9 protein-coding genes are annotated in these 12896 nt (G+C 59.9%); 6 read left to right on the forward strand and 3 right to left on the reverse strand.

Translation table 11 applies throughout. The features are described from left to right. Positions 1–3: 3 nt before the first annotated feature. Both glmS and glmU read right to left on the reverse strand, forming a co-directional pair. The gene (gene glmS / locus ACR3EQ_RS00690; RefSeq protein ID WP_480489558.1) at positions 4–1827 is read right to left on the reverse strand and encodes a glutamine--fructose-6-phosphate transaminase (isomerizing); all 1824 of its coding nucleotides are present in this window, start codon (positions 1825–1827) and stop codon (positions 4–6) included. Positions 1828–1830: 3 nt separating this feature from the next. Beyond that, positions 1831–3183 carry a bifunctional UDP-N-acetylglucosamine diphosphorylase/glucosamine-1-phosphate N-acetyltransferase GlmU gene (gene glmU, locus ACR3EQ_RS00695; RefSeq protein ID WP_480489559.1) on the reverse strand — a complete coding sequence of 451 codons (1353 nt, stop codon included), beginning with the start codon at positions 3181–3183 and terminating at the stop codon, positions 1831–1833. A gap of 134 nt (positions 3184–3317) precedes the next feature. Here glmU and ACR3EQ_RS00700 point away from each other — a divergent pair, with 134 nt between their 5' ends. The 3 genes from ACR3EQ_RS00700 (at position 3318) to ACR3EQ_RS00710 (ending at position 6558) form a co-directional block, all read left to right on the forward strand. Then, entirely contained in the window at positions 3318–3989 is a 672-nt protein-coding gene (locus tag ACR3EQ_RS00700) for an HAD-IA family hydrolase (RefSeq protein WP_170615332.1), read from the forward strand. 39 nt (positions 3990–4028) lie between these two features. Further along, positions 4029–5228, forward strand: coding sequence for a DegT/DnrJ/EryC1/StrS family aminotransferase (locus ACR3EQ_RS00705; protein WP_480489560.1), 1200 nt, complete (start codon positions 4029–4031; stop codon positions 5226–5228). 166 nt (positions 5229–5394) lie between these two features. Next, positions 5395–6558 carry an isovaleryl-CoA dehydrogenase gene (locus ACR3EQ_RS00710; RefSeq protein WP_170615336.1) on the forward strand — a complete coding sequence of 388 codons (1164 nt, stop codon included), beginning with the start codon at positions 5395–5397 and terminating at the stop codon, positions 6556–6558. A 51-nt stretch (positions 6559–6609) separates the two neighbouring features. Here the strand turns inward: ACR3EQ_RS00710 and ACR3EQ_RS00715 are convergent, their stop codons facing one another. Further along, complete coding sequence (locus ACR3EQ_RS00715) at positions 6610–7212, reverse strand: OmpW family outer membrane protein (protein ID WP_170806557.1); 603 nt, start codon at positions 7210–7212, stop codon at positions 6610–6612. Positions 7213–7348: 136 nt separating this feature from the next. Between ACR3EQ_RS00715 and ACR3EQ_RS00720 the strand changes: the two genes are divergently transcribed. The 3 genes from ACR3EQ_RS00720 (at position 7349) to ACR3EQ_RS00730 (ending at position 12869) form a co-directional block, all read left to right on the forward strand. Next, positions 7349–8875, forward strand: a complete 1527-nt coding sequence (locus ACR3EQ_RS00720; protein WP_480489561.1) for an AMP-binding protein — start codon at positions 7349–7351, stop codon at positions 8873–8875. A gap of 379 nt (positions 8876–9254) precedes the next feature. Further along, positions 9255–10859 (forward strand): carboxyl transferase domain-containing protein, encoded by a 1605-nt coding sequence (locus ACR3EQ_RS00725; protein ID WP_170615342.1) that lies wholly within the window; start codon positions 9255–9257, stop codon positions 10857–10859. Between the two features lie 78 nt (positions 10860–10937). After that, positions 10938–12869 (forward strand): acetyl-CoA carboxylase biotin carboxylase subunit, encoded by a 1932-nt coding sequence (locus ACR3EQ_RS00730; protein WP_170619704.1) that lies wholly within the window; start codon positions 10938–10940, stop codon positions 12867–12869. The last annotated feature ends 27 nt before the right edge of the window (positions 12870–12896 follow it).

A 12896-nucleotide genomic window follows, 5' to 3' on the forward strand; every position in this document is an offset into this window, starting at 1 on the left:
TGTTCACTCCACCGTTACGGATTTGGCCAGGTTGCGCGGCTGATCCACATCCGTGCCCTTTGCGACAGCGGTGTGATAGGCCAGCAACTGGGCCGGCACCGAATACAGGATTGGCGCCAGGCTTGTATGGACATGCGGCATGCGGATCGTGTTCCAGACGCCGTCTTCCGCGTCGGTAATGCCGTCATCGTCCGAGATGAGAATGACCTTGCCCTTGCGCGCCATGACCTCCTGCATGTTCGAAACTGTCTTGTCGAAAACGGCGTCGCGCGGGGCCATGACAACCACCGGCATATGCTTGTCGATCAGGGCGATGGGCCCGTGTTTCAATTCACCCGAGGCATAACCTTCCGCATGGATATAGCTGATTTCCTTGAGCTTTAGCGCCCCCTCCATGGCCAGTGGATACATCAGCCCCCGGCCCAGAAACAACACGTCGCGCGCCTCGGACAGGCGCTGAGCGGATTTGCGGATGGCTTGGCTTTGATCCAGCGCCGCGTTCAGGATTGTGGGCAGACCGCGCAAAGCTGCGGCGTGATCGGCCAGTTCTTCGTCGCTGAGCGTGCCCCGATCGGCGGCAGCTTTGAGCGCAAGCATCAGCAACACGCTCAACTGACACGTGAACGCCTTCGTCGATGCCACGCCGATTTCCACGCCGGCGTGGATCGGCAGGGCAATGTCACTTTCGCGGGCAATCGAGCTTTCGGGGACATTGACAACCGAAACGATCTTGTCCGCCTTGCCCTCGCAATAGCGCAGCGCGGCCAGTGTGTCGGCCGTTTCGCCTGACTGACTGACGAACAGGGCCAGTGTCCGATCAGTGATCGGTGGTTCGCGGTAGCGGAACTCGCTGGCGATATCGACTTCGACCGGCATTTTGGCCAGTTGTTCGAACCAGTATTTTGCGGTCAGGCAGGCATAGAAGGCTGTGCCGCAGGCCACCATGGTCAGCCGATCCAGTTTCGTGAAATCCAGATCCGCATCGGGCAACACGACCCGGTCGCCACCTGTCGGCAGATAGGACCGGATCGCCTCGGCCACCACGATCGGCTGTTCGGCGATTTCCTTGGCCATATAATGTTTGTGCCCGCCCTTGTCGGTTCGGGTGTGATCCAGTTTAATCCGGCGCGTTTCCCGGTTGGCCAGGTCACCCTTTTCATTGCGGATTTCCAGCGACGTGCGGGTCAGGACGGCGCGGTCGCCTTCCTCGAGATATGTGATCCTGTCTGTCAGCGGGGCCAGCGCAATGGCGTCCGAGCCAACGAACATCTCGCCATCGCCATGACCAATCGCCAGCGGAGAGCCTTTGCGGGCGGCAATGATCAGGTCATCCTCTCCATCGAACAGGAATGCTAGGGCAAAGGCACCTTCCAGCCGGTCGATCGTTTTAAAGGCGGCTTGAACCGCGTTCAGACCGGTTTTCATGTAGTGTTCGGTCATCAGGGCGACGGTTTCAGTATCGGTTTCGGTCTGGAAATCGATCCCGTTTTCTGCCAGCTCCGCACGCAATTCGCGGTAGTTTTCGACGATGCCGTTATGGACAACGGCCACCGGGCCCGCCCTGTGCGGATGGGCGTTGGTGACCGAAGGCGCGCCATGCGTGGCCCAGCGGGTGTGGCCGATACCCGATTTGCCGGGCAATGGGTCGTGCACCAGCAGATCGCTTAGGTTGACCAGCTTTCCAACGGCCCGCCGACGCCCCAGCGCGCCGTTGTTGACCGTTGCAATCCCCGCACTGTCGTAACCGCGATATTCCAGCCGCTTCAGCGCCTCGACCAGAATAGGGGCGGCTTCGTGCTGTCCCAGTACGCCAACAATACCACACATATTCTAGGCTCCTTTGTCGCGGCGAGCCTTCTTCGCCTTTAACATTTCAAACAATTTACGCGCATAACCCGGTTTGTTTTCCTGGCGTGAACGAGCCACGGCCAGTGCGTCGGGATCGACATTCCTGGTGACCACCGTGCCAGTGGCCGTCATTGCGCCGTCGCCCAGCGTGACCGGTGCCACCAACATAGTGTTGGAGCCGATGAAGACATCGTCACCAATCGTTGTTCGGTGCTTCATGACGCCGTCATAGTTGCAGGTGATGGTTCCGGCGCCGATATTGGTTCTGGCCCCGACCGAGGCATCGCCGACATAGCTGAGGTGATTGACCTTGGCACCTTCACCGATTTCTGCATTCTTGATTTCGACGAAATTTCCGATACGCGCATCTTCGGCCAATTCGGCGCCCTGACGCAGGCGGGCAAAGGGGCCAACGATGGCACCGCGGCTGACATGGCATCCTTCAAGATGCGAAAAGGCGCGGATCGTTGCGCCGCTTTCCACGGTAACGCCGGGGCCAAAAACCACATTTGGTTCAATCACGGTATCGCGCCCGATCACTGTGTCAGCAGCCAGGTACACGGTCTGCGGGTCCATCAGCGTGACGCCCAAATCCATCAGTTCTGCACGAGCGCGGGTTTGATAAACGGCATCTGCCGCCGCCAGATCGGCGCGGGAATTGACACCCAGTGTCTGGGCCTCATCACAGGCAACAGCGGTGACCTTCAGTCCGCGATTTCCGGCGATTTCAACAACATCGGTAAGGTAGTACTCGCCGGATGCATTGCCATTCCCGACCGCGTCGATCAGCGAGAACAGGGTCTGGGCATCGCAGGCCAAAAGGCCCGAATTGCAAAAGGTGATCGCGCGCTCCTCCTCGGAGGCGTCCTTGAATTCAACGATCCGTTCCAGTGTGTCGCCCTTCATGACCAGTCGGCCATAACGGGCGGGATCGGCCGCCTCGAACCCGAGAATGACAAGATCGTTCTCGGCCCGCGCGGCTACCATCCGTTCCAGAGTGTCCGGTTGCAGAAAGGGTGTGTCGCCATACAGAACCACGATATCGCCGGAAAACCTGTCCAACGCGCCGCGTGCCTGCGCGACCGCGTGGGCGGTACCCAGTTGCTCCTCCTGCATGGCGATATGCACGTCTTCATCCTCGGCCCGCGCGGCTTTGGCGACCGCCTCGGAACCGTGCCCGGTGACGATGACAGTGCGTTCGGGGGACAGAATTGCGCCGGCGCGCATGGCGTGAACCAGCATCGGGGCCTGCGCGATGGGATGCAGAACTTTTGGTATCTCCGAATTCATCCTGGTGCCTTTTCCGGCGGCGAGGATGACAAGGGCAGTGGTCATGAAATCGTTTTCTCTTTGTGTTTTGTTGTCGTCCGTTTTATCCGCTGGTTTCAAAGGCGCAAGCGGTTCGCCCATCAAACAAGATTGCCGTTTGCAACATCTCATGGCGGGTTTCTGCCGAGCAAGGAGGCAAAATGCGTACGGTCATCTTCGATCTGGACGGCACTTTGGCGGATACTTCAGGCGATTTGCTGGCGGCGGCAAATCATTGTTTTCGTGAAATGGGGCATGGCGATGTTCTGACGCGGGAACAGGACGCCGGTGTTGCCTTGCGTGGCGGACGCATGATGCTGAGCCACGGGCTGAAACGGGTCGGAGCGTATGACGAGGCAACAGTGCTGGCGTATTATCCAATTCTGCTCGAGGCCTATTCGGAAGCCATTGACATCCACACCAAATTCTACCCCGGCGCGCTTGAGGCAGTCGATACGTTGAAAGCCACAGGGTACGGTGTGGGTATCTGCACCAACAAACCCGAGGCTCTGGCCGATCTGCTTTTGATGCGTCTTGGGGTGCGGGATCGTTTCGCCTCGCTGGTTGGGGCCGATACGCTGGCGGTGCGAAAGCCCGATCCCGAACCCCTGCGCGAGGCCGCGCGCCGTGCTGGCGGGCACCCCGACCAGTGCGTTCTGATTGGAGACTCGGATACCGACCACAACACGGCACGCGCCGCCGGGGTGCCGTCGGTCCTGGTGACGTTCGGGCCTTCCGGCGAAGATATGGCCGCGTTGGAACCGGACGCCCTGCTGCATCATTTCAATGATCTGCCCGACGTCGTGAATGACCTGATCGGCGTGACGGCGTAAGCTCTTGACCGGAACCTTTTGCAGGATCAGAACTGGCACATGACCGAAACATTCTCTGGCAGCTTCACGCAGCAGGAACCCATCCCCGAAGACGCAATCGAAGCCGCGTTAGCCGTCCTCCGGCACGGCCGGCTGCATCGCTATAACGTGGTGCCCGGGGAACTGGGCGAGACTGCATTGCTGGAACAGGAATTTGCCGCGCAGACCGGCGCGAAATACTGTCTCGCCGTGTCCTCGGGGGGGTATGCGCTGGCGACCGCCTTACGGGCCGTCGGGGTTCAGCCGGGTGATCCGGTTCTGACGAATGCCTTCACGCTGGCTCCGGTGCCGGGGTCAATCGCCTCGGTCGGTGCCCGCCCGGTGTTTGTCGGGGTGACGGAAAGCCTGACGATCGATCTGGACGATCTGGAAGGAAAGTTGGGTCAGGCACGCGTTCTGATGCTAAGCCATATGCGCGGACATCTGTGCGACATGGACCGGCTGATGCAGATGTGTGATGCGGCCGGTGTCACGGTGATCGAGGACTGCGCCCACACGATGGGTGCGGCATGGCGGGGGCAATTGTCGGGCCGTCAGGGCGCCATCGGGTGCTATTCCTGTCAGACCTACAAGCATGTCAATTCCGGTGAAGGCGGGCTGCTGATCACCGATAATGAGGAACTGGCCGCCAAGGCCACGATGCTGTCGGGATCCTACATGCTGTATGAGCGGCATCTGGCCGCCCCGGGGCCGGAGGTTTTCGAGCGCATCAAATACACCACGCCTAACGTTTCTGGCCGCATGGATAATCTGCGGGCCGCGATTCTGCGCCCGCAACTGCGGGATCTCGACCGTCAGGTGCAGCGCTGGAACGAACGTTACAGAGAAGTTGAGGCAGGTTTGCGCCAAACGCCCGGGTTGACGATTGTCGAACGCCCGGAGGCCGAGACCTATGTCGGGTCTTCGATCCAGTTTCTGCTGCTGGACTGGCCCCCTGACCGCATCGCAGAGGTCATTGCTCGCTGTGCCGCGCGAGGGGTGGAACTGAAGTGGTTTGGCGGGGCGGAACCGGCCGGTTTTACCTCGCGCTATGACAGCTGGCGCTATGCGGAAAGCACCCGGATGCCAGCGAGTGACCGTATCCTGGCCGGCATCATGGATATGCGGGTGCCTTTGACGTTTTCGCTTGAAGACTGTCGCGTCATTGCGCGGATTATCCGATCCGAAGTCGGTGCAGTCTATCAGGCGCAATCCGATTGAGTGCGCCTGCGGCGCACGCTTGATTTCTCAAACAAACCGCCGCCTGCCAACAGGCGGCGGTTTTTTCGTTTTGGCAGATCGTGAAACCGTAACGTTGACCGGCCGGATGCAAGCTGGTATGTCGTTATTGAACAACTGTTCATTAAACCGGCAAGGGAGGCCCCGGATGTTCACCGCAACAATGCAATTTGATCTGGGCGAAGATGTGAATGCCCTGCGCGATATGGTGCATCGCTGGGCGCAGGAGCGGGTCAAACCGATGGCCGCCGAGATCGATTCCTCGAACGCGTTTCCAAATGATCTTTGGACGGAAATGGGGGAACTGGGCCTGCTGGGCATTACCGTGCCCGAGGAATACGGCGGAGCCGGAATGTCCTATCTGGCGCACACGGTCGCGGTCGAGGAAATCGCTCGCGCGTCCGCTTCGGTGTCTTTGTCTTATGGCGCCCATTCGAACCTGTGTGTGAACCAGATCAAGCTGAACGGCAACGCGGAACAGAAACAGAAATACCTGCCACGTTTGATTTCCGGTGAGCATGTCGGCGCGTTGGCGATGTCCGAACCTTCGGCCGGATCCGATGTTGTGTCGATGAAGCTGCGGGCCGAGAAACGGAACGATCATTATCGGCTGAATGGCAACAAATACTGGATCACCAACGGCCCGGATGCCGATACGCTGGTTGTCTACGCCAAGACTGATCCGGATGCAGGATCCAAGGGCATCACCGCCTTTCTGATCGAAAAGGAGATGACCGGGTTTTCGACCTCACCCCATTTCGACAAGCTGGGGATGCGCGGGTCGAATACGGCCGAACTGATCTTCGAAGATGTCGAAGTGCCCTTCGAGAATGTTCTGGGCGAGGAGGGCAAAGGCGTTGCGGTGCTGATGTCCGGGTTGGATTACGAACGCGTCGTTCTTGCGGGGATTGGAACCGGTATCATGGCGGCCTGTCTGGATGAGGTTATGCCTTATCTGGCCGAGCGCAAGCAGTTTGGCAAACCAATCGGTACCTTTCAGCTGATGCAGGGCAAGATCGCCGATATGTACACCGCGATGAACTCGGCCAGAGCTTATATCTACGAGGTCGCAAAGGCCTGTGACCGGGGCGACGTGACCCGTCAGGACGCGGCGGCTTGCTGCCTCTATGCGTCGGAGCAGGCCATGACGCAGGCTCATCAGGCAGTGCAGGCAATGGGCGGGGCCGGGTTCCTGTCCGACGCTGCGGTCAGTCGCATCTTCCGGGATGCAAAGCTGATGGAGATTGGTGCCGGGACCAGTGAAATCCGTCGGATGCTGATCGGGCGCGAAATGATGAACAAGATGCTCTGAGATAATTCGCCCCGCAGGCCAATGGACCAGCGGGGCGGGATTGCGAACGGATCAGAAGCGATGGACGTAGGACACACCGACCAGCCACGGATCGATTTCGGCTTTGCCGATTTTGGCGCCATCCAGCGTGACGTCCGAGTCGATGTCGAACCAGCGCACGTTCAGCCGCACCGAGCCTTGTTCGGTGACCATGTAGTCCAGGCCGGCCTGCAGCGAGACGCCAAGGGAATTGTCGATGTCGAGATCGCCCAAGGCGGACTTTTCGTCAAAGAAGATCGTGTAGTTCAGACCGGCACCAACATAGGGCTTCCAGGCGCTGTTGGTCGGGAAGTGATAGTTAAGGGACAGGGTCGGCGGCAGTTGCTTGGTGCTGGCGGCATCAACGCCACCCAGTGCGATGGTGTGGCTGAACGGGGTCGCGGCCAGAAGTTCGATACCAAGATTGTCGCGGACGAAGTACTCGGCGGTAAAGATCGGGCGGGTGCTGGACCCGACTTCGGCATCCAGCGTGGCCAGAGTGCCATTGTCGGATTTCGGGTCGAGGTAGCCAACACCGATACCCACGGTCCAGTCCCCTTGCGATTGTGCAAAAGCTGGCGCGGCCAGCGCAACCAGTGCAGTAGACAAGGTCAAAGCGGCGAGTTTCTTGGTCATATTCATGCCTTTGGTTATGTTGATAAGGCTGTGGTGCCGGATCAAAGGCTGGCGGACTCTGATCTGAGTCAAATCCGTGTCGGAATGCCAAATGAGGTAGCGGCGGTAAAGCGCAGTAAAATAATGGAAAAAACCCATGCGTCCCACTGAGGTCATACCGGGTTTGCGCGCCGATCACAGCTGGGATTGTCCGGCGCAATTGAACATGGCCCAGCAGTGCTTGGCGCAGGCCCCGGACAAATTGGCGTTGCTGGATCTGACCGGAGAAGAAACCTCATCCGTGACATACGGGCAACTCAGCGCTCTGGCGGACGGTTTGGCGCGGGCGCTGTTGCGCCGGGTGCGGACCGGGGACAGGGTTGGTGTGTTGCTGGGGCAGTCTGTCTGGTGCGCTGCGGCACATCTGGCAATCTGGAAAATCGGGGCCATTTCAGTGCCGCTGTTCAAGCTGTTCCGCCGCGATGCTCTGTCTTCGCGAGTCGGGGATTCCGGGGCGCGGATTGTGCTGACCGACGCCGAAGGGGCCGCGCTGCTGGGCGATCTGGCCGAACCTTTGCTGGCACACCAGATCGGAGAACCAGGTGATCCGGTGCCTTTTGCCGACACGGGCCCCGACAACCCTGCGGTTTTGATCTATACCTCTGGTACAACAGGGACTCCGAAAGGGGCTTTGCACGGGCATCGGGTGTTGACCGGCCATCTGCCGGGCGTGTCGATAAGCCACAATCATCTGCGGGACGGTGATTGCCTTTGGACACCTGCGGACTGGGCCTGGATTGGCGGACTGTTCGACGTGTTGATGCCGGGGTTGGCATTGGGAATTCCGGTGGTTGCCGCGCGGCTTGAGAAGTTTTCGCCCGAAGGGTGCGCCGACTTGATTTCGCGGGGTGGAGTACGGAACGTCTTCTTCCCGCCGACCGCGCTGCGGATGCTGAAAGCGGCGGATCAGAGCATTTCCGGCCTGCGCTCTGTCGCCTCGGGAGGAGAGCCTTTGGGCGCGGAAATGCTGGCCTGGGGGGAAAAGGCGTTTGGCCTGATCATCAACGAATTCTACGGTCAGACCGAATGCAACATGGTCGTGTCTTCCTGCGCCGAGGACTATCCGGTCCGTCCCGGATGCATCGGCAAACCGGTGCCGGGGCATGAGGTCGCGGTGATTGACGAGTATGGTGTTCCGACGGACGAGGAAGGCGACGTAGCGATCAGGCGGGGGTCGGCCTCAATGATGCTGGAGTACTGGAACCGGCCCCAGGCCACGACCGAGAAGTTTCGCGGCGATTGGCTGATCACTGGCGACCGCGGCGTGTGGGACGGGGAATACCTGCGTTTTGTCGGCCGCGAAGATGACGTGATCACTTCGGCTGGCTACCGCATTGGCCCCGCCGAGATCGAAGACTGCCTGCTGACCCATCCGGCGGTGGCGACCGTGGGCGTAGTCGGCAAGCCTGACGCGCTGCGGACCGAGATCGTCAAGGCTTATGTCGTGCTGAAACCCGGCGCCGAGGCGTCGGGGGCCGAGTTGCAGGATTGGGTCAAGGACCGTCTGGCGCATTACTCCTATCCGCGCGAGGTGGCGTTTCTGAAGGAACTGCCGATGACCGTGACGGGAAAAGTTATTCGGAAAGAGTTGAAGCACTTGGCTGCAGAGGAAACAAACAATTGATTGGGCTTTTTCGACGACTGGCTGGCCTAAAGTGCCCGAATTGTTGTGAACCGCTTCCTCTATGGGTGTCTTGGATGCTTGCGGGGAGTGTTGATATTGTTGAAGGCCATTTGCCCGCAGGTAAATGCGCGAAATGTAACAGCGTTCTAAGAGTTAGGCTTGGTAACGCGCTGAGCTTTTTCTTGGTTTCACTTATCTTGATGTTTGTCCCGATTTTCTTCCTAATTTCGCAGGGAATACTAGACGTGCTAGCAGACAGTATAACGTCAATGGCACCTTTCGTTTCATCGGGCGTCGCCAAATTCATTCCCTTTCTGATTTATGTGTTCCTTGTTGCAATGCCGCTGAGTAATCAAATGCTGAAATTAGAGGTCAAGGTATGAAACTCACATCCAAAGCCATGCCCACCTCCGAGGGCTTCAAACAAAACCGCGCTGCTCATCTCGAGGCATTGGCACAAATCTCCGCTGCTGCGGAAGCGGCCCGTATGGGGGGCGGTGAAAAGTCCCGTGCACGGCATGAATCTCGGGGTAAGATGCTGCCGCGCCGCCGGGTGGCGAACTTGCTCGATCCGGGCTCTCCTTTCCTTGAAATCGGTGCAACGGCGGCCCATGGGATGTACGGAGATGCCGCGCCGTCTGCCGGGGCCATTGCGGGCATTGGCCGGGTGCAGGGGCGCGAGGTCATGGTGGTGTGTAACGACGCCACCGTGAAGGGCGGCACCTACTACCCGATGACGGTCAAGAAACACCTTCGCGCGCAGGAGATCGCCGAGGAAAATCATTTGCCCTGCATCTATCTGGTCGACAGTGGCGGCGCGAACCTGCCCAATCAGGATGAGGTCTTTCCCGACCGCGACCACTTTGGTCGCATCTTCTACAATCAGGCGCGGATGAGCGCGAAGGGGATCCCTCAGATTGCGGTGGTCATGGGGTCGTGCACGGCGGGTGGCGCCTATGTGCCTGCGATGTCGGACGTGACGATCATCGTGAAAGAGCAGGGGACGATCTTTCTGGCCGGACCGCCTCTGGTCAAGGCCGCAACAGGCGAGGTGGTCAGTTCCGAGGATCTGGGCGGTGGTGACGTTCATACCCGCCTGTCCGGCGTAGCCGACTATCTGGCCGAGGATGATGCCCATGCGCTGGCGTTGGCGCGCCGGGCCGTCGCATCGCTGAACCTGCGCAAGCCGCAGACCGTGGATTGGGCGAACCCGGAAGATCCCGCTTATGATCCTGAAGAGATTCTGGGTGTGGTCCCCGCCGATCTGCGCACGCCCTATGACATTCGCGAGGTAATCGCGCGGCTGGTGGATGGCTCGCGTTTTGACGAGTTCAAACCGCGGTTCGGGGAAACGCTGGTGACTGGGTTCGCCCATGTCAAAGGCTGCCCCGTCGGGATCATCGCCAATAACGGGGTGCTGTTCTCAGAGGCAGCCCAGAAGGGCGCGCATTTCGTTGAACTCTGTTCACAACGCAAAATCCCTCTGGTTTTCCTGCAAAACATCACCGGCTTTATGGTCGGGCGGAAATACGAGAACGAAGGCATCGCACGGCACGGGGCCAAGATGGTGACGGCAGTGGCGACGACCTCGGTTCCGAAGATTACGATGCTTGTCGGTGGCTCGTTCGGGGCCGGGAACTATGGCATGGCGGGCCGCGCCTACCAGCCACGCTTCCTTTGGACCTGGCCGAACTCGCGCATCTCGGTCATGGGTGGCGAACAGGCGGCGGGTGTTCTGGCCACGGTCAAGCGCGACGGGATCGAACGGCAGGGCGGCACATGGTCGGCTGAAGAAGAAGCGGAATTCAAGCGGCCCACGCTGGACATGTTCGAGGAGCAGTCGCATCCGCTCTATGCCTCGGCGCGGTTGTGGGACGACGGCATCATCGACCCGCGCAAAAGCCGCGAAGTGCTGGCCCTCTCGCTGAGCGCTGCGTTGAATGCCCCGATCGAGGAGACGCGCTTCGGCGTGTTCAGGATGTGATGGCAGAGAAGTTTCTGCGAAAATTCTTGGGAAGAAATCCTTCGTCGAGGGATTTTTGTTCAGAGAGGAACTGGGCTTGTGTTCACTAAAATTCTGATTGCCAACCGGGGTGAGATTGCCTGTCGAGTGATGGAAACCGCGCAAAAGCTGGGGGTTTCCTGCGTTGCCGTCTATTCGGACGCCGATATCGGGTCCAAGCACGTCCAGATGGCCGATGAGGCGGTGCATATCGGTGGCGCGGCCCCTGCGGACAGCTACCTCAAAGGGAACGTGATCATCGAGGCGGCGTTAAAAACCGGCGCGCAAGCGATCCATCCCGGCTATGGATTCCTGTCCGAAAACCCCGATTTCGTGGATGCAGTCGAAGCTGCCGGTCTGACGTTCATAGGACCGTCCGCCGATGCGATCCGCAAGATGGGATTGAAGGATGCGGCGAAGGTTCTGATGGAGGAGGCCGGTGTGCCGGTTGTTCCCGGCTATCACGGCGAAAACCAGGACCCGGAACACCTTGCCGGGGCTGCGGATACCATTGGCTACCCGGTTCTGATCAAAGCGGTTGCCGGTGGCGGCGGCAAAGGCATGCGCTTGGTCGAAAAGCCGCAGGACTTCGACGCCGCGCTGGACAGCGCGCGCAGCGAGGCGCGGACGGCGTTTGGCAATGACGCGGTTCTGGTCGAGAAATTCGTCGCCAAACCCCGCCATATCGAGGTGCAGGTGTTCGGCGACGGAACCCATGCCGTGCATTTGTTCGAAAGGGACTGCTCGTTACAGCGGCGCCATCAGAAGGTCATCGAGGAAGCGCCAGCGCCGGGGATGACGTCCGAGATGCGCGAGGCGATGGGGCAGGCAGGTGTCCGGGCCGCCGAAGCGATCGGCTACAAGGGCGCAGGGACCGTTGAGTTCATTGTAGATGCCTCGGAGGGGCTGCGCCCGGACCGGTTCTGGTTCATGGAAATGAACACACGTTTGCAGGTTGAACATCCCGTGACAGAAGCGATCACTGGCGTTGATCTGGTCGAATGGCAATTGCGGGTCGCGTCCGGGGAAAAGCTGCCCGCCGGTCAAGAAGATCTGTCGATCAGCGGGCATGCCTTCGAGGCGCGGCTTTACGCTGAAGACGTACCAAAAGGGTTTCTGCCCGCGACCGGACAGCTTTCTCATCTTCGGTTTCCAGATGATTGCCGCGCCGACAGTGGTGTGCGTGCCGGTGACATAATCAGCCCGTGGTACGATCCGATGATTGCCAAGGTCATCGTGCATGGACCAACCCGATCGGCGGCGCTGGAGCAATTGCACCGTGCGTTGCAGCAAACCGAGGTCGCTGGAACGGTGACGAACCTTGCATTTCTGGGCGCGCTGACGCGGCATGCAGGATTTGCCGCAGGTGATGTGGATACTGGGTTGATTGGCCGGGAGTTGCCGGGGCTGACTTCGGAAACAGAACCCTCTGCCGGACATTCCGTGGCCGCCGCTATGGCGGCCCTGGGCCTTGTCGACACGGATTACGAGACCGGTTTCACGCTGTGGGAGCCGCTGCGTCGTGCGGTCCACCTGCAGCACCGGGGCGATGTCATCGATCTGGACGTGCAGGTCGATGGGCGTGACCGGCAACTGTGGTATGTAAACCAGAAACAGATCGAGGCACGGCGGCGCGATGGCCTCTGGCGTCTGGACGGTCAGCCCATGCCTCGCGTTGCCATCAACGGAGCCGTCATCACGGTTTTTGACGATTACGGCCACGCGTTTGAACTAATCGATCCGCTGGATCGCGATACGACAGCATCCGGCAACACAAACGTGATCGAGGCGCCCATGCCCGGTCTGGTCAAGGCCGTGTTCGCCGAGGCTGGTCAGTCCGTATCGGAGGGCGACCGCTTGGCCATTCTGGAAGCGATGAAAATGGAGCACGCCTTGCTGGCCGCACGTGACGGCATCGTTGCCGAAGTTCTGGCCGCACCCGGATCGCAGGTCGAAGCCGGTGCCGCGCTTGTTCGGCTGGAAGAGGAGTAGCCTATCCCTGTGATGCATCGCATGCCA

It is taken from the genome of Ruegeria sp. AN11, from assembly GCF_056536005.1.